The 22536-nt window shown below is 38.5% G+C and carries 17 protein-coding genes; 9 read left to right on the top strand and 8 right to left on the bottom strand.

Features of this window, described 5'->3' with window-relative positions; all coding sequences use genetic code 11:
• Positions 1 to 27: 27 nt before the first annotated feature.
• A complete protein-coding gene (cysN, locus tag ACRD64_RS18770; RefSeq protein WP_430935001.1) occupies positions 28 to 1299 on the top strand; it encodes a sulfate adenylyltransferase subunit CysN in 1272 nt (423 codons plus the stop codon).
• Positions 1300 to 1511: 212 nt separating this feature from the next.
• Here the strand turns inward: cysN and ACRD64_RS18765 are convergent, their stop codons facing one another.
• Both ACRD64_RS18765 and ACRD64_RS18760 read right to left on the bottom strand, forming a co-directional pair.
• Entirely contained in the window at positions 1512 to 3038 is a 1527-nt protein-coding gene (locus ACRD64_RS18765) for an OmpP1/FadL family transporter (RefSeq protein WP_430935000.1), read from the bottom strand.
• A gap of 58 nt (positions 3039 to 3096) precedes the next feature.
• Positions 3097 to 4521 (bottom strand): hypothetical protein, encoded by a 1425-nt coding sequence (locus tag ACRD64_RS18760; RefSeq protein WP_430934999.1) that lies wholly within the window; start codon positions 4519 to 4521, stop codon positions 3097 to 3099.
• 594 nt (positions 4522 to 5115) lie between these two features.
• Here ACRD64_RS18760 and proS point away from each other — a divergent pair.
• The 5 genes from proS (at position 5116) to tilS (ending at position 11639) form a co-directional block, all read left to right on the top strand.
• Positions 5116 to 6591: a proline--tRNA ligase gene (gene proS, locus ACRD64_RS18755; RefSeq protein WP_430934998.1), complete on the top strand. Its 1476-nt coding sequence runs from the start codon at positions 5116 to 5118 to the stop codon at positions 6589 to 6591.
• A 163-nt stretch (positions 6592 to 6754) separates the two neighbouring features.
• Positions 6755 to 7978 carry a peptidase T gene (gene pepT, locus ACRD64_RS18750; RefSeq protein ID WP_430934997.1) on the top strand — a complete coding sequence of 408 codons (1224 nt, stop codon included), beginning with the start codon at positions 6755 to 6757 and terminating at the stop codon, positions 7976 to 7978.
• Between the two features lie 282 nt (positions 7979 to 8260).
• Positions 8261 to 8896 carry a peroxiredoxin gene (locus tag ACRD64_RS18745; protein ID WP_430934996.1) on the top strand — a complete coding sequence of 212 codons (636 nt, stop codon included), beginning with the start codon at positions 8261 to 8263 and terminating at the stop codon, positions 8894 to 8896.
• A gap of 99 nt (positions 8897 to 8995) precedes the next feature.
• Positions 8996 to 10315: an anthranilate synthase component I family protein gene (locus ACRD64_RS18740; protein WP_430934995.1), complete on the top strand. Its 1320-nt coding sequence runs from the start codon at positions 8996 to 8998 to the stop codon at positions 10313 to 10315.
• Positions 10308 to 11639 (top strand): tRNA lysidine(34) synthetase TilS, encoded by a 1332-nt coding sequence (gene tilS / locus ACRD64_RS18735; protein WP_430934994.1) that lies wholly within the window; start codon positions 10308 to 10310, stop codon positions 11637 to 11639. The genes ACRD64_RS18740 and tilS overlap by 8 nt, the downstream gene beginning before the upstream one ends.
• Here tilS and mnmA read toward each other — a convergent pair.
• On the bottom strand, positions 11617 to 12711 hold the full coding sequence (gene mnmA / locus ACRD64_RS18730) for a tRNA 2-thiouridine(34) synthase MnmA (RefSeq protein WP_430934993.1): 1095 nt from the start codon (positions 12709 to 12711) through the stop codon (positions 11617 to 11619). The genes tilS and mnmA overlap by 23 nt on opposite strands.
• A 474-nt stretch (positions 12712 to 13185) precedes the next feature.
• Between mnmA and ACRD64_RS18725 the strand changes: the two genes are divergently transcribed.
• The gene (locus ACRD64_RS18725; RefSeq protein WP_430934992.1) at positions 13186 to 13974 is read left to right on the top strand and encodes a Rossmann-like and DUF2520 domain-containing protein; all 789 of its coding nucleotides are present in this window, start codon (positions 13186 to 13188) and stop codon (positions 13972 to 13974) included.
• 261 nt (positions 13975 to 14235) lie between these two features.
• On the opposite strand, the gene ACRD64_RS18720 is transcribed toward ACRD64_RS18725, so the two are convergent.
• From ACRD64_RS18720 to ACRD64_RS18705, 4 genes are read right to left on the bottom strand one after another with little or no spacing between them, the layout of a single operon-like run.
• A complete protein-coding gene (locus tag ACRD64_RS18720) occupies positions 14236 to 16386 on the bottom strand; it encodes a S46 family peptidase (protein ID WP_430934991.1) in 2151 nt (716 codons plus the stop codon).
• 36 nt (positions 16387 to 16422) lie between these two features.
• On the bottom strand, positions 16423 to 17007 hold the full coding sequence (locus tag ACRD64_RS18715) for a Maf family nucleotide pyrophosphatase (protein WP_430934990.1): 585 nt from the start codon (positions 17005 to 17007) through the stop codon (positions 16423 to 16425).
• A 13-nt stretch (positions 17008 to 17020) separates the two neighbouring features.
• The gene (locus ACRD64_RS18710; RefSeq protein ID WP_430934989.1) at positions 17021 to 17965 is read right to left on the bottom strand and encodes a geranylgeranylglycerol-phosphate geranylgeranyltransferase; all 945 of its coding nucleotides are present in this window, start codon (positions 17963 to 17965) and stop codon (positions 17021 to 17023) included.
• A gap of 10 nt (positions 17966 to 17975) precedes the next feature.
• Positions 17976 to 18491 carry a KdsC family phosphatase gene (locus ACRD64_RS18705; RefSeq protein WP_430934988.1) on the bottom strand — a complete coding sequence of 172 codons (516 nt, stop codon included), beginning with the start codon at positions 18489 to 18491 and terminating at the stop codon, positions 17976 to 17978.
• 258 nt (positions 18492 to 18749) lie between these two features.
• Here ACRD64_RS18705 and ACRD64_RS18700 point away from each other — a divergent pair, with 258 nt between their 5' ends.
• Together ACRD64_RS18700 and ACRD64_RS18695 are read left to right on the top strand one after the other, a co-directional pair.
• On the top strand, positions 18750 to 19646 hold the full coding sequence (locus ACRD64_RS18700) for an alpha/beta hydrolase (protein ID WP_430934987.1): 897 nt from the start codon (positions 18750 to 18752) through the stop codon (positions 19644 to 19646).
• 255 nt (positions 19647 to 19901) lie between these two features.
• Positions 19902 to 21395 carry an IMP dehydrogenase gene (locus ACRD64_RS18695; RefSeq protein ID WP_430934986.1) on the top strand — a complete coding sequence of 498 codons (1494 nt, stop codon included), beginning with the start codon at positions 19902 to 19904 and terminating at the stop codon, positions 21393 to 21395.
• Positions 21396 to 21774: 379 nt separating this feature from the next.
• Here ACRD64_RS18695 and ACRD64_RS18690 read toward each other — a convergent pair whose 3' ends face one another.
• Positions 21775 to 22236: a DUF4293 domain-containing protein gene (locus ACRD64_RS18690; protein WP_430934985.1), complete on the bottom strand. Its 462-nt coding sequence runs from the start codon at positions 22234 to 22236 to the stop codon at positions 21775 to 21777.
• Positions 22237 to 22536: the final 300 nt, after the last annotated feature.

Raw genomic sequence — 22536 nt, 5'->3', positions numbered from 1 at the left:
CAGTGTTTTAGCTAGCATCAAATTATTATGAGCGATAAAAATTCAGGATATTTAGATATGGAACTTTTGCGTTTCACCACTGCGGGCAGTGTTGATGACGGTAAAAGTACTTTAATAGGGCGATTGTTGTACGATAGTAAAGCCATTTTTGAAGATCAGATGGAAGCCATCGAAAAGGCCAGTGAACGAATTGGTAACGAAGAGGTTAATCTGGCTCTTTTAACCGATGGCTTGCGAGCCGAGCGCGAACAAGGTATTACAATCGATGTGGCATACCGTTATTTTGCCACCCCAAAACGTAAATTTATTATTGCCGACACTCCGGGACATATTCAGTATACACGCAATATGGTGACCGGTGCAAGTACCGCGAATGTGGCTATTATTTTAGTAGATGCGCGTCACGGGGTGTTGGAACAAACGTTGCGGCATTCTTATATTGCTTCTCAGTTGCAAATCCCTCACGTTATTTTCTGTGTTAACAAAATGGACTTGGTGGAATATGCCGAGGATACCTTTGAAAGTATTAAAAGTGATATTGATGCTTTCTCTTCAAAGTTAAGCGTTAAGGATATTCGTTATGTACCTATTAGTGCTCTTAATGGGGATAACGTGGTAGACCGTTCCGAGAAAATGGATTGGTATCAGGGTCCTACCTTGTTGCACTTGTTAGAGAATATTCACATCAGTAGCGATATAAACCATACCGACTTCCGTTTTCCGGTGCAGTATGTGGTGCGTCCACAGTCAGCAGAATTTCCTGACTACCGGGGTTATGGTGGTAGAATTGCTAGTGGAGCAGTAAAAGTGGGCGACCCGATTACCGTATTGCCCTCCGGTTTTACCTCAAAAGTGAAAACAATAGATTTCTTTAAGGATTCCTTAAAAGAAGCTTTTGCACCGCAATCGGTAACTATAACATTGGAGGATGAAATTGATATCAGCCGTGGCGATATGTTGGTGAAATCGGATGACCTGCCTATTACAACACAAGATTTAGAGTTGATGATATGTTGGTTTAACGAGCGTAACCTGGTTCCAAGGAGCAAATACGTAATAAAACATACCTCTGCTGATGCACGTTGCATGGTTACTGGTGTTCAACATAAAATGAACATTAATACCCTGGAGAAAAATACCGAAGATTTAACCGTGGGAATGAACGACATTGCTAAGATAAATTTGAGGGTAACTAAACCATTGCATGTGGATTCATATAATACCAACAGAATTACAGGAAGTGTAATTTTGGTAGATGAGGGAACCAACGAAACGGTTGCAGCTGGTATGATTATTTAATAACGATACAACCATATACAAAAACACCCGATGTTCTTTTTGAGCATCGGGTGTTTTTTGTTTAATGGTATATAATAAGGATATTGCACTTGTCTCTATCTTAAATTGAGGTGATTACATTTTTTTTACCGGGAAGCACTGTCCAACAAAGCATAAAAAAATCCCTAATACAATTTGTCCCAGGGATTTTAGATATTATTATTCTTTAATATTTAGAACTTCCAGCCCATCGTTAACGCCACGAAATGGTCATTGGTTTTAGCAACGGTTTCGTAGGGTACACCTAAATCCTGATCATATTCTGCATCCCAGTTGTAGTTAAAAAAACGGTTGTCGAATGACGATAGTTTGTAGGCCAAATCAATAAAATAGTTTTTGTTTCTGAATCCAAGGCCCGCAGAATAACTAGTAATTTCTCTATCCTTTTCCCCTACTTTATATGGAGACTCCTGCCAAGAATAACCGCCTCTTAAACTAACTTGTTTTCCTAACTTGAACTCCGCTCCGGCTCTAAAATTATGAGTACTGGTTAAATCATATTTTAAAGCATCACTCGCATCTCTAATAGCAAGAATATCTTCGTAGTTGGTTGAGTTTGTTTTGAACTTGCCGTTTGCATAATCGATATATTCATAATCGGCGCTCAATATGGCAAATTTTCCTATTACAAAAGATGCACCAGCAACCAGTTTTTCAGGAGTAATCACCTTATATTCAAACACGTTTTCATAGTCATATGCATAAGTAGAATTGCCCCCAACGGCATCAATGTCGTTAAAGAAAACGGCATCTATCCCGGTACCAAATTCTTCTTCTATATTGTACCATGTTGGGGTGTGGTATGCGGCACCAATTCTAAAAAAATTTACAGGTTTTAAAATAAACCCGGCTTTTAAATTAACCCCTACGCCGGAAACATCTAAATAGTTTCTTACCGAAAACCTGTCAAATACATCATAACTGTTTACCTGACCATTGTCCAAACTGTATTCCTCGTAATAGTTAGCTTCTTCTTTGTAACGCATGGTAACAATATTAACGCTACCTCCAACCATTAAAAAATTACTGATGTTAACGCCGCCGGTTAGGTTTATTTCTCCGGAATAACCTTCTTTTTCGAGAATATTGGTTTGGTGAACCATATCTCCAGGATTCATAAACGAAGAATAATAAGAACCGCCATTGCCATCATCAATCTCATCAATAATATAAGCATCAAAGGCAAGGCTGGTTAGTTGACTCCAATAACCGTCTGCATCATTGGCGTTATGTTCGAAGTAGCCGCCCAGTGATTGGCTTGTATTGCGCGCTGCAGCCAGTGATTTATAGTTAAAGTTGTTGTTTCGTGTGTACCCTATGGCAAAGTGAGAACTGACCAGCCCTTTTTTTACGTCTCTCATGGGTTTGTAGGTTCCTACAAAACCAATTTGACTGGGTGCAAACGAGAGTTTTGTTTCATCCGTTTTATTATCCAGGAATGTGCTGGATGTCGAGTTCATGATCACCGAAGGTGTAAAAGTGAATTCCGATGAGCGGTATACTCCTATACCTGCGGGGTTGATGGCAAGGGAACCATAGTCGCCTCCAACTGAAGCAAATGCATTTCCCATGGCCATGGTACGAGCCGTTCCGCTATACTGGGGTTGGGAATACCGTAACATGTCTTCGTAGTTCTGAGCATTTAAGGAGAGGACTATAAATGACAGAAGCAATGCTGTTAAATGTTTTATATTGTTCATCGTTATAGTTGTGAAAAGGTTAAACAATTAAAAATATGCTTGCAATTATATGATATTTTTACCTACTTCGGCTCGATCGGCTACTGCTACCGCTGCTTGATCGACTGCTGCTACCGGAACTGGAAGATCGGCTACTTGAACCGGAGTAGCTGCTGGATGATGATCCTGATGATCGGGATCCGCTGCTGGATGAGGGACTATAGGATCTCGATGACGAACTGCCACTGCTTCTATAACTCGAACTTCTGCTACTGGAACTTCCTGTATTGTAACTTTTGGTACTTCGGTTGGAAGAACTTCTACTTGGAGAGGTGCTGTAGCCGGAGCTTTTAGTACTGCTACCACTTGAATATTTTCTGCTTGAACTATTGTTGCTATAAGTACGGCTGGTTCCACTACTCGATTTGGAACTTGGCGTACTGCTGCTTCGGTTGTAACTACTTCTTGTAGTTGTTGAATATTGTTTGGTGTTGTTGTATATAGGTGTATAAGAGCTTCTTGTTGTCCTACTGCTACTGGTTGCTCTGCTACTGGTAGTCGCGCTTTTGGTGGTAGGGGTGTAAGATGCTCTTGTGCTTCTGCTGGTATTAGATCGTGATTGCATTGCGGCTCTTGAGGATCCTGAGCTTAACTTGCCTTGTGTCGCACTGCTTGAAGTAGACGTAGATTGTCCCGCCGCTTGTCTGCTGCTAGAATAAACTGGTCTATTTTTGTAAGTGCCTCCATGGCCACCATAATAACCTCCATGGTGGTGATGGTTATAGTAAGGATTATAATATCCGCCAAATCCCCAGGCGAAATCCCATCCAAAATAAGGGTATCCCCAAGAAGAATAGTATGGCGAGTTGAAACCGTACCAACTGTCGTAGAAACCGTAACCGCCATAGTATCCAAATCTGTTGTAACTTCTTCCAAATCGCCAATCGTAATAATAACGGCTGTGCCATTTCGGTACAACAAATGCATAATCACCATCTATGTATACGTTATAGTCAAAACCACTGTTAAATATGACATCTTGGTATAAAGGCGACCAGTATGGAATGCCTCTGAAAGGCCCATGGAAACGCGCTAGTCTTTCCGCATAATCCCTGTCCATTTCCGAACCTTCAAATTCGTTCACCCAATATCCGGTGTTTTCGTCATAGTACAACAAAGAATCCACTTCTTGAATCGTGTCATTGGTCAATAAGCTGGTATATTCTTGTTGAATTTGCGAAAAATCTCTCAGATCTTCCTGCTGTTCAGCTCTCTCGGATCTGTTATATTCGCTTTTTAAGTTTGAAATTCGTTTGTTATCTTCTTTTTTTATCATTTTATCCGGTTTGGGTAAAGCCGAATATTTTTGGGCAACAGCAACAGGTTTGTCTGAAGGTGTGTAGTAAATATCATCTTCGTAAATGTCGGAAGTGTATGACCTTTGAGTTGTACATCCACTTAAAACAAAGGTGACAACGGATATAAAAAATATAAACTTTTTCATGGCGTACGCTTTTAGTTATGATCGGGATATTGACCTGAAACGATAAAAAACGCTACCAAAATAACAATTCTAAATCATAAAAGGTCTAAATACCCTAATAAAGGTTACAACTGGTTTGATAACAACAATAAACGTACCATACTTTTGTTATTTTGCAATTATTATTTACAAAAATTAACAATAATAAAAGTTAATTCTTTACTGGAATGTAGTGCTGTTTTTATAATATCCTAACCAGGAAAGCTATAGACAAACAGGTTTATAGCTTGCCCAAGTTAGTGGGTGAAATAATTGATAAATATTATTAATTAATAGATAATCAGGTATATATGTATTAAGACTAAAGAATTTAAAATTCTGTTTACCTACCTTCCTTCCAGTATTCCGCTATTTTTTGGCAGAATACAGGAAGGAAGGAAGGAGTTAATGCATTACTTTTTCTTAGACTACGCTTAAATATGTGCCTGATTTTTTGTTATTTTGCGCACTCTAAAAAACAGATAAAGATGTTATCAAATAGTAATATTATTCGTCGACATAATCGATTTAAAATAACTTACTATTAGTGGCTAAGATATAAATTGATTCAAACATATGGCAAAAGGATTAACAAAGAGGAGTGTTGACTACTCACAATGGTATAACGAGTTAGTAATGAAGGCCGATTTGGCAGAAAACTCGGCAGTACGCGGATGTATGGTAATTAAACCTTATGGTTACGCTATCTGGGAAAAGATGCAGCAACAACTGGATAAAATGTTCAAAGAAACAGGACATGAAAACGCTTATTTCCCCTTGTTTATCCCGAAGTCATTTTTTAGTAAAGAAGCAGATCATGTTGAGGGTTTCGCAAAAGAATGTGCAGTCGTTACGCATTACCGACTTAAGAATGATCCTGATGGAAACGGGGTTGTGGTTGATCCGGATGCTAAACTCGAGGAAGAGTTGATTGTTCGTCCTACTTCGGAAACTATTATCTGGAATACGTATAAAAACTGGATTCAATCCTATCGCGATCTTCCCATTAAATGTAACCAATGGGCCAATGTGGTCCGTTGGGAAATGAGAACGCGTTTGTTTTTGCGTACAGCCGAATTTTTGTGGCAAGAAGGGCATACGGCCCATGCAACCCAGCAAGAAGCTATGGAAGAAACTGAAACAATGATTCAGGTATATGCCGATTTTGCTGAAAAGTTTATGGGCGTGCCGGTCGTGCAAGGATGTAAAACTGCGAACGAAAGGTTTGCCGGAGCGTTGGAAACCTATACAATAGAGGCCTTAATGCAAGATGGTAAAGCATTGCAGTCGGGAACGTCGCACTTTTTAGGACAGAACTTTGCAAAAGCGTTCGATGTGAAATTTGCGAATAAGGAAGGAAAAGAGGATTATGTTTGGGCTACTTCGTGGGGAGTTTCAACTCGTTTGATGGGCGCGTTAATTATGGCGCACTCCGATGATTTTGGTTTGGTATTACCTCCAAAATTGGCGCCAATTCAGGTGGCCATTGTTCCTATTTATAAGAGTCAGGAAGATCTCGATAAAATTTCGGCTGTAGTTGATGATGTAGTTGTTAAATTAAAGCAACGAGGAATTTCCGTAAAGTTCGATGACAGCGATAACCGCAAGCCAGGTTGGAAGTTTGCCCAGTATGAATTGAAAGGTGTACCGGTCCGTTTGGCTGTTGGCCCCCGCGACATTGAGAACAATACGGTTGAAGTGGCCCGTCGCGATACTTTGACTAAAGAAGTGGTTTCTATTGATGGTGTGGATGGATATGTTGCAGCGCTGTTAGATACTATCCAGGAAAACATCTTTAAAAAAGCGTTGGACTTTAGGGAGGAAATGACCTCAGAGGTAGGTACATATGAGGAGTTTAAAAAGGTCTTAAACGAAAAAGGTGGGTTTGTTGTAGCGCATTGGGACGGTACCTCTGAAACAGAGCAAAAAATAAAGGACGAAACCAAAGCAACCATTCGTTGTATTCCTTTAAACGGAGATAAAACACCGGGAAAATGTATGGTTACTGGTAAACCTTCGGCACAAAAGGTTTTATTTGCGAAATCTTATTAAGATTTAGTAGCGGAATTTCTTTATGATATTTGTCAGGGGAGGCTTTTTATTAGCTTCCCCTTTTTGTATTTATTTTATTAACACCTACTTTTATCAGTTAGCATTGCATTTTTAACTTCGGTAGAAAGAATATTTGTTTTAGTTTTAAAATTATATAAATAATATGACAAACATAAAAGACAGGTTTTTAAAATACGTGAGTATTGATACCCAATCGGATACGGATACAGGACTGACCCCGTCTACCCCGGGACAGATGAAATTTTCGCTACAATTGGTAGAAGAGCTTAAAGAAATTGGTTTGCAGGAGGTTGAGTTGGATGATAACGGGTACGTGATGGCAACAGTTCCCGCTAATGTTGAAGAGGAAGTGCCTGTAATGGGTTTTATTGCTCATGTAGATACCAGTCCCGATTTTACAGGGAAACATGTGAACCCTCAAATAATAGAAAATTACGATGGCAACGATATTGTTCTCAACAAAGAGGACCATATCATTATGGAAACATCTGATTTTCCCGAACTAAAGAAATATGTTGGGCAGACACTAATAACCACAGATGGAACAACGTTACTTGGTGCGGATGACAAAGCTGGAGTGGCCGAAATAGTGACTGCGGCTGAACACCTGATCAATCACCCTGAAATTAAACATGGAAAAATAAGGATTGGATTTACGCCGGATGAAGAAATAGGGGCAGGAGCCGATCATTTTAATGTGGAAAAATTCGGGGCTGAATATGCCTATACCATGGATGGCGGTGAAATAGGGGAGTTGGAATATGAAAACTTTAATGCCGCAATAGCTAAAATAACAGTAGCCGGCAGAAACGTGCATCCTGGGTATGCAAAAAACAAAATGCGAAATTCGATACGTATCGCCAATCAAATTATTTCCATGCTGCCAAGGGTCGAGACTCCCGAACATACATCCGGATATGAGGGTTTTTATCATTTGATGTCATTTAAAGGTGAGGTGGAGAAAAGTGAACTCACTTATCTTATTAGAGATTTTAAGCGCGAAAGGTTCGAAGACCGTAAAAAGGAAATGGCACACCTGGCCAGTAAAGTAAACAGCGAATATGGCAGTGGTACCGTCTCCATAGAAATAAAGGATCAGTATTATAACATGTGCGAAAAAGTGAAGCCGGTAATACATATTGTTGACCAAGCTAAAAAAGCCATGGAAGAAGTGGGGGTGACGCCAAATATAAAGCCAATTCGCGGCGGAACCGATGGGGCTCGTTTGTCTTTTATGGGTTTGCCAACGCCTAATATTTTTGCCGGAGGGCATAATTTTCATGGAAGGTTCGAGTTTGTCCCACTTCAAAGTATGGAAAAGGCAGTTGAAGTAATCATAAAAATAGTTGAGCTATCCGCGAAATAAAATCGTACGCGGATTAATTTTAATCCTTCAATTCTGACAATGGAAAAGAGGTGTCCGCAGAATCAACAGATTTCTGAACAATATAAATATTGGTAAGCCACTTCATCTTCCAATCTGTAGACCTAAAAAATATAAATGAGTCTATTGATATCAAATAAAGTAGACTGAGTGTATTGACAAGGTGAAAAAAATTTTCTAATTTATGAGAACAATATTTATATCCTTTTGTTTGAGGTGTGTAATCAATAATATTTCAGAATTAAATAAACAAATAAGAAAATTATGGCAGTACTAGTAGGAAAAAAAGCACCGGCTTTTAAAGCGGAAGCAGTTGTTAACGGTGGTGAAATAGTGGAGAATTACTCTCTGGATCAATTCGTAGGTAAAAAGAGTGTTATATTATTCTTTTATCCGGCAGATTTTACATTTGTTTGTCCAACCGAGATTATTGCTTTTCAGGACAAGATTTCTGAGTTTGAAAAAAGAAACGTTGCGGTAGTTGGCGTATCTGTTGACTCTGCTTTTTCTCACTGGAAATGGTTGCAAACAGATAAAAAAGAAGGCGGTATCAAAGGAGTGAAATTCCCGTTGGTTGCAGATAATGCGATGACTATTTCCGAAAACTATGATGTGTTGGCTGGGGAGTATGATTATAACGAAGAAGGACAAATGGTATTTGAAGGCACACCAATGGCCTACAGAGGACTGTTTTTAATTGACAAAGAAGGTATTGTGCGTCATCAAGTGGTAAATGATATGCCGCTGGGACGTAGCGTTGAAGAAACATTAAGAATGATTGACGCGTTGCAATTCTTCGAGGAGAACGGTGAGGTTTGTCCTGCAGATTGGCATGCTGGTGATGAAGGATTAATCGCTTCGCAGGAAGGTATTTCTGATTATTTAGGAAAACGAGATTAAAGCTGGTTAAAAATATGATTAAAAGCATCTACATTAATTTGTGGGTGCTTTTTTGATATGAATAGGTTCGATTATACCATTTTGAATTAAATTTGCGCCATGCGTAGGTATTTTTCTTTTCACGTTGAAGATTCAACCGATTTCAAACAGAAGATAGTTCTATATTGCAGAAAATTCGAATACGGTGCCGTTTATGATAGTTGTGATTACTATCGGAATCGCGAATCAGAAGTGGATTATCATACAGCGGATTTAATGGTAGGACTTGATCACATAGATAAGGTGATTGGTGGATTTGAAGCAGTTCAAAAATTTCAATCGGAGATTAACGATTGGATGTGTGGTTATTGGGGTTATGATTTAAAGGATGACTTAGAGAAATTGTATTCGGTCAATCACGACGGATTAAATTTCGATAAAGCTGTTTTTTTTCAACCGCGCTATGTGATCCGGTGCATAGGCAATAAATGGACTATCGGTTATTTGGCTGACATAAATAAAGAAGAGGAGGCAAGGGAAATAATCTCGTCCATTTTTTCACAAAACAACGGAGAAAGAATAGTTGACAAGGTGCAGTTTACGGCAAGGGTAAGCAAGAATAAGTATTGTCAGTCAATTAAATCTATTTTGGAACATATACATAAGGGTGATATATATGAGTTGAATTATTGCATGGAATTTTTTGCTGAAAATACGGAAATAAACCCATTCGCAATATACAATACATTGGTGGAAATTTCCCCAACACCATTTTCCGGTTTATTAAAAACGAAGCACCATTATGTTCTTTGTGCATCTCCGGAAAGATATATTAAAATGGAAAAAAATAAAATTATCAGTCAACCTATTAAAGGAACCGCCAAGCGAGGAGCCGATTCTATTGAAGACGATAATTTAAAAAAGGATTTGGCATCATGTATAAAAGAACGATCGGAGAATATAATGATTGTTGATTTGGTGCGTAATGATTTATCCCGGGTGGCAGAAAAAGGTTCGGTAAAAGTAGAGGAACTTTGCGGTATTTACCCTTTCCGACAGGTATTTCAGATGATTTCTACCGTAACCGCAAAGTTGGACAAAGATAAAACAGGAATGGATGCTATCAGGTCTTCATTTCCGGCAGGTTCAATGACCGGGGCACCTAAGGTTAGGGCGATGAAACTTATCGAGAAATATGAAGAAACCAAAAGAGGCGTATATTCAGGTGCGATAGGGTATTTTACGCCAGAAGGTGATTTCGATTTTAATGTGGTGATTCGTAGTTTGCTTTATAACTCAACAAATAAATATCTGTCGTTTATGGTGGGAGGTGCCATAACCGAAAAAAGTATACCCGAAAAGGAATATGAAGAGTGCCTGTTAAAAGCAAAGGCTATTTTACAGTTGTTTAATCAGGATAAAATAATACCCTATGAATAATCGTTTTTTAAATTACTTAAAAGATAAATGCAAATACAAATCCGGGCAAAGGGTATTGGTGGCGTTGAGTGGAGGTGCTGATTCTGTTGTTTTGTTACATCAATTAGTTTCGTTGAAGGTAGGTGTTTGTGCGGCACATTGTAATTTTAATTTAAGAGGCGATGAATCGGATGGGGATGAGCATTTTGTTGTGGATTTATGTGCGTCGCTTGGTGTAAAACTATTTCAAAAGTCTTTTGACACAAAAGGGCATGCGACGGAAAATGGAATTTCCATTGAAATGGCAGCTAGGGATTTGAGATATGCCTGGTTCGAAAAACTAAAAGAAGCAGAACAGTTCGACTGGATTGCAACAGGTCATCATAAAGACGATAGTATAGAAACCTTCTTTTTAAATCTTGCCAGGGGAACTGGCATTAAAGGTTTGTCTGGTATTAGACCTGTTCACGGCCATGTTATTCGCCCGTTATTGCAGTTCTCGCGAAGTGAAATAGTGCAATATTGTTCAGTGCATAATCTAAGTTACAGAACGGATTCATCCAACCTGGAGTCTGTTTATCTGCGAAATAAGGTAAGGCATCAAATCCTTCCTCGGTTGATGGAATTAAATCCATCTTTTATGGATACCATGGAGACTAACATGAAGCATCTGGATCAGGTAAGTAGGTTTGTTAAGGGTTCTGTGGAGGAAATTAAAAAGGAGTTGGTGGTGGAACAGGATGGTCAGATGCTAATATCGTTGCAGCATATCCATCGCTTTGTGGATAAGAATTTGGTTCTATTTGAAATTCTGCATCCTTATGGGTTTAACGGGGCTATTGTAAATGAGTTGGTGGAAAGTATCGAGAACAATGTTTCTGGAAAGCAGTTTTATTCAAAAGAATATCGACTGATAAAAGATCGATTTAATGTGATTCTTCTGCCTAAGGAAGAAAATGATCACAATGAACGTTTTTATATTGAAATCGACCAAAACGAGATCGATCTTCCCATAAAACTCAAGTTAGATAAGGGTATTGAGGCCAATGGATATAAAATTGACAAAAGCAGTCAGGTGGCTCAGTTTGATGAAGAATTGCTCAATTACCCCTTAGCGATACGCAAATGGCAACAAGGCGACCAGTTCCGTCCACTGGGCATGAAAAACTTCAAAAAGCTGAGCGACTTTTTCATCGATGAAAAGTTTTCTTTAAAAGACAAAGAAGATACCTGGTTGTTGATTTCGGGAGATGATATTATTTGGGTGATTGGTCACAGAACAGACGACAGGTATAAAATTACGAAAAGAACCAATAGCCTTACTAAGATTCAATATGGGCATTGAATTGGATATCATCCACAATGCCTCCGCCAACAACAATATTATCTTGATAAATAACGATGGATTGCCCGGGCGTTAATGCCCATACGGGTTCATTAAAATGGATGTGAAGTTGGTTGTCGATGAGCTCCACTGTTCCTGGGGTAGGGGGAACACAATCTAAGCCACGGATTCGCACATCGACTTTTTGCGTACGGTTTAAAAAATAAGGATTATTTGTTAAGTAGTCGCTGATGATTAGGTGGTCTGAAAAAAGCGAGTTTTTAGGAGCAGTGATTAACTTGTTATTTTCAGCATCAATTTGAGCTACGCATTCACCATGGTTCTTGAGCAGGTTTAGTCCTCTTTTTTGGCCAATCGTATAATAAGGAAATCCTTCATGGGTTCCTATTTTATCTCCATCGCTGTTTAGCACTTCACCATTATCGAGGTTTTCTCTTAGATCGGGTTTTATTTCATCAATAAACGACCTGTAATTCTGACCATGTAAAAAGCAAACCCCCATGCTTTCTTTTTTGTTGGCCATGGACTTAAAACCAAGCTCTTTGGCTTTTTCCTTTATTAGTTTTTTATGCAAGGACCCCAATGGGAATATGCATTTCGATAGTGTTTGTTGGGGCAAGTTCCATAGGAAGTATGATTGGTCTTTAGCGGGGTCTAAACCTTTTAGAATATGAAAGTATCCATCCTTTTTTACTACATTAACATAATGTCCGGTGGAAATTTTATCACATTTGAGCCGTTCAGATTCTTCCAATAACAATTTCCATTTAATGGTTTCGTTACATCGGATGCAAGGGTTTGGCGTTCTGCCCCGCAGGTACTCGTCGACAAAATAATCGATCACCTCTTTTTTAAACGCGTCATAAACATCTATCAAATGGTGTTCGATGTGAAGCCCGGCTGCCAGTGCTTTTACTTCTAAAATAAACTGACGGGAACCTGGTGATGCCAGTGGAGATACTGTGTTAAATGTAATTCCGACTACCTCGTACCCCTGCTCCTGTAAATACCATGCCGACATGGAACTGTCTACACCCCCACTCATTCCCAGCAAAACCCTTTCTTTCTTCATGGATAGTTAGAATATACAAAAAACAAACTTCTTATGTATTTATTATCGGGCTGTAAATTAACAACCACAAACAAGCTGCAAAAATAATAATAGTTTTAGTACCGTAATGCTAATATCTTTGCATTTTTTGTCGAATATAGTGTTAAGGAGGGTAAGGAAAAAATCGCCCAGTAATTATACGGATTAACTTGGATATATTCATTGTTGTTAACCACACATGTCACTTATTTTACTACTTTTATTCTCGATAAACCCAATTATGCATCTAAAATATAAATGCATAATTTAATGAAAGAAAATCAGCTAGTTAAGCTAAATAATCAAACACCAATATGATGATTTTGTATGTCAGGGTTTATTCCTGACAAAATCTTGTATTGCAAGAATTTCTTCACTTCTTAGAAGTGAAGATGCATTAAAAAATGCATCTTTAGGGTTCAATGGATCTTCATCTTAATAATAAAGTAGTTTAATATGCTTCGAAATATCATATTGATCGGTTCAGGAAACTTAGCCACTCAGTTAGGTAATCGTTTGGTAAAGAAAGGACTTAATATCCGACAGGTTTTTAGTAGAACCCTTGCAAATGCGGAAGAATTGGCAGAGCAACTGAATGCTTATGCCACGGATGACTTTGAGGAAATTCAGGTAGATGCCGACTTATACATAGTTGCGGTTACAGATGCAGCTTTATTAGCTACCATTGAACAAATGCCAAAAGTCAAAGGTATTGTGGTTCATACTGCTGGTTCTTTGGGAGTGGATTTACTTATTCGATTTAATAAATATGGTATTTTATATCCATTTCAGACTTTTAGCAAAGAAAGGGAAGTCGATTTTGAGGAGGTTCCCATTTTAATTGAAGCAAATAAAGATGAAGTTAGCAAAGAACTGGAACATTTTGCCAGAAAAATATCGGGAACCGTGATCGCTTGTGATTCAAACCAGCGTCAGCAAATACATTTAGCTGCAGTTTTCGCCTGCAACTTTTCGAACCATATGTATGCCATAGCAGATCGTATTCTGAAAAAGAACAATGTCAGCTTTGATGTAATGAAACCGTTAATTAAAGAAACAGCATTTAAAACGGAATTTTTGTCACCCGTAAAAGCACAAACCGGACCGGCTATAAGAGGCGACAGAAACGTAATTGACAAACATCTGGCTATGCTCGATAATGATGATGAGCTGGCAGTTTTGTATAGTAAACTATCGCGCAGAATTGCAGCGTTTAATTTAAAGGGAGACAAAAAAGTAGATTAGAGGAATAAAAAAAGCCAGGTTCATGAACGATCCTGGCTTTTTTTAAGTTTCAATTAATTTTAATCCGGATTATGTATTGGAGGTTCGTGATTAGTATTGCAAGTACCATAAAACAAGGCAGTACTGAAACGAGGCATCACTTGTCCCGATTACTTTCGGGAGCATCGTTCTGGTGAGTTGAAGTGATGCAACGAAGTGCCTTGTTTTAAAGTAATTTCAATGTGTAATAGAATTTCTAATGCATATTGCGGGTTTAAACAGCTATTTTATCAAAGTCATCTCATCCAATAGATATCTTGCTCCTGCAAATTTGTCTATCAAAAATAAAACGTATCTGATATCCAACGAAATATTGCGGCATTGTTCGGGATTGAACATTAAATCGCTCATCACGCCTTCCCAGGCACGATCGAAGTTTACGCCAATTAGTTCGCCGTTGGCATTTACTACCGGGCTACCCGAGTTACCTCCTGTAGTATGGTTAGTGGCGATAAAACAAACGGGTACTGTACCGTTACGTGTGTACTGTCCAAAGTCCTTTTTTTCGTAAAGTTTTTTTAACTTTTCCGGAACGCGGTAATCGTAAATGTCCGGATTATCTTTTTCAATAATACCCTCTAGCGTAGTATGGTTGTTAAATACGACACCGTCTTTTGGTTTGTAGCCTTTCACTTTCCCATAAGATACCCTTAATGTAAAATTGGCGTCAGGATAGAAAACAGAGTCTGATTGAAAAGCCATTTGAGCCGCCATATATTTTTGATCGAGGTCTTTTATTTCGGAAGTCAACTGACTGTAGGATTCAGAATTTTTTTGCCTATAAGCGTTATAAAAACTGCTAAATAGTTTATAAGCAGGATCTTTTTCGAGTTTTTTCAGGTCTTTGGCCGTAAAGTTTTTAGCAAACGACATTGTGGATTCTTTGTTAACAAACAGAGTTTTGGCAAATAACTGATTTACAAACTTCGAAATATTGCCTTTGTACTTTTTGTCAATCCAACTGTAAATTTCGGGATGAAACTTAGCGTCTACACTTTCCCTGAACATGGATAAAATGGCAACCGTTATTTCTTTGTCAATAGGTTTATAATAATCTTTAAAAAATGCAGTAAGCTTCTTGTTTAAGTCCGATTTAATCAATTTTATTTGCTCCTGATCCAGTGAATCTTTTTGATAGGCTGTTTTTAACCGATTAAAAAGGCTCGACGTTTGAACTGCCTCCATTCCGTTTCGGAATATGGCTTCCAAGAAGTAATTGTTTGCCAGGCGATAATCACCATAAGTTGTATAAATCGATTGGTATTCTTTTAACAAACCGGAATATTGTTCGGCATTTTTATCTGCCCAGAATTGAAAATCAGCTTCGAATTTTTCCTTCTTGTCAATGGCATTTAGTTTTTCCAAACCTTTGATTTCACCAATCCACCTTTTCCATGAGTTGGAAATTCGGGCCGCCTTTGTAGCATATTGGATTCGGACAGCTGGATCTTTTTCCTGATATTTTTTAATAATATCAAGTTTCTTTGTACGTAGGTCTATCAATTCAGGATTTACTTTTTCGGTAATCATCTTAAGGTGATAAGAAGGGACGTACTGTTCCGTTGAACCTGGATAGCCAAACACCATGGTGAAATCACCTTCTTCGACTCCCTTTAACGAGATAGGAAAGTGCTTGAGCGGTTTATACGGTACATTTTCTTTTGAATAATCGGCGGGTCTGTTGTTCTTATCTGCATATATCCTAAACAGAGAAAAATCGCCGGTATGGCGAGGCCACATCCAGTTATCGGTATCTCCGCCGAACTTTCCGATGGCGGAAGGTGGGGCGCCCACCAGGCGAACGTCGTTGTACACTTCGTTTACCGAGAGGAAATATTGGTTGCCTTGGAAGAATGGCTTAATGTTTGCTTTGTAATGCGTACCCTCGGTGGCCTCTTTAATGATCGTCGTAATGTTTTTTTGGATGGTATCGGTTTTGCCTTCCATACCCTCTGTTACACCACTTAAAACCCGATCGGTAACATCTTCGATTCTTTTAAGAAAGGTAACGGATAAATTATCGTTGATGAGCTCATGTGCGCGATCTTTGGCCCAGAATCCTTCAGTGAGATAATCGTGCTCTACGCTACTGTGTTTTTGAATGGCATCAAAACCGCAATGGTGGTTGGTGATGATGAGTCCTTGATCAGAGATAAGCTCTCCCGTACATCCGCCACCAAATATTACCACGGCATCCTTCATGCAAGCTTGGTTTACACTATATATGTCTTCTGCAGTAAGCTTAAAGCCCATTTGCCGCATTTCTTCAATATTATATTTTTCAAGCAGGATAGGAATCCACATACCTTCCCTGGCTTGTGACGAAAGGCAAAAAACAACTGATACAATCAGTAAAGTAAGAATTTTCCTCATGTGTTTAATTTTATAGCTATCTGTATTTTTATTGAGTTAAAATTTCATTAGTTCAGTATATAATTTTTGTATGGGTAATCCTACCACATTAAAGTACGAACCTTCTATTTTTTCAATGCCAATCATTCCAATCCATTCCTGAATGCCATAAGCACCGGCTTTATCAAATGGTTTGTACTCATCTACGTAAAACGCTATTTCTTCATCATTCAGTGCTTTAAAAAATACTTTTGAAGAAACAGCAAAAGATTGCATTTTGTGGGCACTCAACAAGGTCACGCCTGTTATTACTTCATGTGTATTGGCCGAAAGTTTTCTGAGCATCTCAATAGCATCGGTCCTATCCTTTGGTTTACCCAGAGTCTCTTGCCCTAAACAAACGATGGTATCCGATGTAATCACCAATTTATTGGTATGCTGAATTTCTTGTTTGAACGGTGCGGCTTTTAGTTCGGAAAGATAGGTGGCAATTTCTTCTTTGTTTAGGCCATCCGGGTATACTTCTTCAATACTTTTACTTTCAACGGAAAAATCAACCCCTATTTCCCGCAACAGTTGCGAACGCCGGGGAGATTTAGACGCCAATATGATTTGATAATTTTTTAGATGTTGCTGAAGCATACGCTATATTGCATTAAAACAGTTGCCCTGCTACCAGGATATATAAAATTCCAAACAACATAATCAGTTTGTAAAATGTGTTTAAACGATGGTATGCCTTTGGTGTTTTACTTTTATATAAAAAATAAATGGATAAAATAAGGGGGGCTGTTATTAAAACAGCAATATACCAAAGCGTAATTATAGAGCTGTTTAAAATATCGAAGGTAAAATACAAACCCCATATGGACAATAATGTACTGCAGGTAAGTATAACCACAAAAATTTTCGAGAATTTCATTCCTATTTCAATGGGCAAGGTTCTGCACCCACCTTGTTCGTCCCCAAAAACATCTTCCATGTCTTTTACGATCTCGCGGATAAGGGTGGTCACAAACGCAAAAAAAGCAAAACCTAACGTCCAGAACCATGCGGTTGAACAAGCTTCGGTATTTACAATCGCATTGCCGTGAACACGCACCAACATGGCAAATTCCAACGAAACTACAACAATGGTAACCAAGGCGGTTAAACCCGCTACAATCAAGTTACCAATAAATCCTTGTTTTTTAAATGTAGTGGAATAATACCAAAGAAAGACGGGTATTAACAAAAACATAAGCGCCCAGGTTTCCTTGCGCGCGATATAGGAAATAAACAGGCCAATAAATACCCCAATAAACGATAGGATAACATGAAAAAACATGGCTTGCCGTCTTTGCAGGCCATTGTCGATTATCATTTTATCAGGACGATTTAAACGGTCGATTTTAATGTCGAAATAATCGTTAATCACATAACCCGATGCGGCCAAACAAACCGATGCCAATACCAACAACCCAAATCGAAAATCGGACAGAACAGGTTCATAACCAAAATGGTTTAAAATTGGTATGATTAACCCATACCTGATCAAGCATTGCAATAACACTATTATCAGTAGATTGGGAAGGCGAACTAAACGCAATAATGATATCATAGTATTTTTTTTACCAAGAATGATCCAATCCCCACTTTCCGTGTGCCCTTAATACCTGTTCAATAACATCGCGTGCACATCCCTCTCCTCCGTTTTTATGGCTGATATATTTGCATAGTGACTTTACTTCTTCAACCGCATCGGCCGGACAAACAGGGACACCAACCGCATCCATTACAGGGTAGTCCGGTAAATCGTCGCCCATGTACATCACATCCTCCGGTTTTAGGTTTCTTTTGTTTAACCAATTCTCAAAATGAGGAACTTTTACCGAGGCACGCATGTAAATATCTTCAATACCCAATAACTCGTATCGTTTTCTCACAGCTTCGGTATTACCTCCTGTAATTATTGCGACTGGATATTCCAGTTTAACGGCCAATTGCAGGGCATAACCATCTTTAATATTGATTGTTCGCATAGGAACACCTTCAGAATCCATAGGTATAATCTGAGCAGACAAAACACCGTCTACATCAAAGGCAAAAGCCTTTACCTTCATTAAGTCCTCTTTAAAATTGCTCATGTAACATGTAGTTTGCTGCGAATTTACAAAATACAAACTTATTGTTTTGAGTTAAAAGTAGAAAGTTCAAAGTTTTTTACTTGCTGTTTTTTTGTTGGTGTTGGTTCAAAGTTCTATTATGCAGTATGTTGATGATGATTTAATGGCTGGCCGTAGCGTTGAGCCAGTGCCCTGTTCCGGAATTATTTTCTATAAAATGATAAATCTTATGCCCGGTTAAACTTTTACTAAAAGAATCCGTCTAAGCATAAAAAAGTTATGCGTTACCTACTATTTATATTGATATGGTGGAATATGAGTTGTACCACTAAAGGTGAAGGTGATGATGTAGAACCTGTAATAATTAAGTTCGATACCTATCAATACAAGAATATTGACGGTGTTTCTAAAAATCTATTAAGTTTGGATGTTTATTATACAAGCGATATATCCAACAAAAAACCTATAGTTGTCTATGTGCACGGAGGTGGTTGGAGTATTGGCGATAAAGCTTCCCAGTTAGACAATAAAATAGATTTGTTTCGCTCCTTAAACTATGTTTTTGTAAGTATAAACTACAGGTTGAGCCCTTTTCCTTTTGAAATTGATAATACAAGCAGGATAAAATATCCCGATCACAATATTGATGTTGCTGATGCATTGCTGTGGATTTACACCCATATTGGTTCGTTGGGAGGTGATAAAAACAAAATTGCACTGTTAGGGCATAGTGCAGGAGCGCATTTGGTGGCTCTTACAGGTACTAACCCAATGTTTTTAAATGACGTAGGGTTATCCTTATTTGATATTAAAGGTGTAGCTTGTATAGATACCGAAAGCTACGATGTAGACGAACAGGTAAAAAATGGTACCAATCAGGAAATGTATATCAATGCATTTGGATTTGGTGAAACCATAAATAAAGAAGCATCACCTTTGTTCAATATTGCTAACGGCAATACATACCCTGGATTTTTTATAGCCAAAAGAGGTGCTGCCGGACGAATAGCATATGCCGATGAATTCATTGATACGTTAAAATCAAAAGGTGTATCTGTGTCAGAGGTGGACGGAAGTATTTACGACCATGCCGGAATAAATAATGCGATTGGCGACTATGGTGAAACATTGGTTACAGATCCACTAATACAATTCTTTGCGAAGTGCTTTGAATAAGACTTTAATCATACAATTTTTGATGGTGACTATTTTAATGAGGAAGAAATACAGAATTGGGTCTAGGATACGTTGCCTGGTTGGTCTAATTATGCTGTGGCACAATTGAATTACGTTCGGAAAGTTTAAAAAATAACTTATAATTTGTATTAAAGGGAGAAGGTCAAATTTCTTCATTAAATTGTGAATTTTTGTCATTACGCGGTTAATAGAAAAAAAATGTATATTTTTGCGCAATTTTTCATTCGAACTACTATGGCAAATATCATCAACGAAGTATCAAGAACCTTTAATGAGTACCTCATTATTCCGGGTTTAACCACAAAGGAACACACGCCCGATAAAATTAATTTGAGGACACCATTGGTAAAGTTTAAAAAAGGTGAGGAACCGGCAATTTCATTAAATATTCCATTTGTATCATCTATCATGCAGTCTGTATCAGATGATGGAATGGCAAAAGCTTTGGCCAAGGAAGGTGGATTATCATTTATTTTTGGTTCGCAGGGTATTGAGGAACAATGCAAAATGGTTAAACGGGTTAAGGAACATAAGGCAGGGTTTGTGGAGAGCAGGGCTAACCTGACACCAGAACACACTCTAAAAGATGTTATCGCTTTAAAGGAAAGAACCGGGTTTTCAACCATTGGTGTTACCGAGGACGGATCTGCCACAGGTGCTTTCAAAGGACTTGTTACAGGCAGGGATTATAGACCGAGCAGAGACGATCACAGTAGAAAGGTGAAAGAATTTATGACACCATTAAAAGATTTAATTTATGGAGAAGGTGGTATCTCGTTAAAAGAAGCGAATGATGTGATCTGGGAGCATAAGTTAAATACCTTGCCCATCCTGGATGAGGATAAAAATTTGCAATATTTTGTTTTTCGCAAAGATTACGATAGCCATAAGGAACATCCTAATGAGTTGCTGGATAAGCACAAGCGACTTTTGGTGGGTGCAGGTATTAACACCCGTGATTATCAGGAAAGGGTTCCCGCTTTGGTAGAGGCTGGGGTTGATGTGGTTTGTATTGATTCGTCAGATGGGTTTTCAGAATGGCAAAAGGAAACTATTCAGTATATAAAAGGTAATTTTGGGGAGGTTTTAGTGGGAGCTGGAAATGTGGTGGATACAGATGGATTTATGTATTTGGCCGAAGCAGGTGCCGATTTTATTAAGGTTGGTGTTGGCGGAGGCTCTATCTGTATTACGCGTGAGCAAAAAGGAATTGGTAGAGGGCAGGCCACGGCTTTGATTGAAGTAGCAGCAGCAAGAGATATGTATTACCAAAAAACAGGGGTGTATATCCCAATTTGTTCAGACGGTGGTATCGTGCAGGACTATCATATGACACTGGCATTGGCCATGGGTGCCGATTTTTTGATGATGGGTAGGTATTTTGCCCGTTTCGACGAAAGCCCAACCCGAAAGTTGTTGATCGGTGGTAATTACGTGAAGGAATACTGGGGCGAAGGTTCTAACAGGGCACGCAACTGGCAGCGTTACGATATGGGAGGTAACAGCAATCTTAAATTTGAAGAAGGGGTGGATAGTTACGTTCCTTATGCGGGTAAACTAAAAGATAATGTAGAAGTGACCGTAGGTAAAATAAAAGCTACCATGTGTAGTAGCGGAGTTGGTTCGTTGAGCGAATTGCAAACGGATACTAAACTTACCTTGGTGTCCTCAACAAGTATTATTGAAGGTGGTGCACATGACGTTATTGTAAAAGAGACCAAAAACTAAAAACTAGTTAGTCACCGAAATAAGGACGTCCCTTCTTTGCAGTCGCATTGAAGGGGCGTTTTGTTTTTAAAAGGTAGATGAGCCAAAGCAAATAAAGTTGAATAAGTTTTTTGGTGCGTAGAAACATGTTCTTCTGATTATAAAATATTCACATAAAAAAAGCCGCATCTCTGCAGCTTAAAATATTTTCCTTAAACCCGGATATGTATTATAGGCAGGTAATGAGCATTTAAAATACCATAAAACAAGGCGTTGCTGAAATAAGGCATAGCACCCCTCTGGAGAGTTGCAGCAACTCAGTGAAACACCGTGTTTTGCAGTAGTTTAATTGCGTAACCGGATTCTAGTACATTATGGGTAGAACGGCTAAAAGACACGTTTACCTGATTCTATCCATTGATCTTACCAAGGCCTCATCTTTGCCAATACCTCTTAATGCCAGAAAATTAAGGATGGCACCAGCAATAGGAAATACCGTGCTGATTCCATAAGTTAAGTGGGTTGCAGAAAGTTGTTTCAACCCAACGGTTCCGAAATAGTAAATCAGAGCGGTTGTACCCAACAACAAACCGATATTTGCCGCACAAAGTCTAATTTGAATCATCCTTTTCTTAAAAAGAAATATTGCCATTAACGATACCATTGGAGTAAGCACCAATAGTATGGTTAAAGCAATGGTGGGGATGCTTTTAGTGTTTTCAGTTGCCGCTGCTGCTTTAATTCCAGTATAGTTTAATATATATTCAGTATCCGCAGCAAACGTTATCTGAGGTGCAAAAAACATGGAAGCACCAAAAGCCAATGCTATCAATAAATAAATAGTCTGGATTCTTTGTATCATAGTCAATAATTTTGGGCAAAAATAGAAAGAAAAAATGAATTTTTGTCGTATTCTTCCTAGATGATAAAAGGTTTTATTAGGCCCAACATCCGGAAGCAATATCTCGGGTACGATGTTGTATGCGTTGTGGATTCGATGCAGTGCATCACTCAATTGGTCTCGTACTGCACCCCAATGAGTGATTTGCCAAAACAGGGTTAACCCTTGTGCCTTAGACAATTTAAAAGTAAGTTTATATCGGTTGTGGCTTTGGGGTACAACATATAAAAAGTTTTTAAAAGTTTTTTTATGATAAAAGAT

Source organism: Saccharicrinis sp. 156 (assembly GCF_050589685.1).
GTDB lineage: Bacteria > Bacteroidota > Bacteroidia > Bacteroidales > Marinilabiliaceae > Saccharicrinis.
Note: the sequence above shows the minus strand (reverse complement) of the source record. Positions and strands in the feature narration are given on the sequence as shown.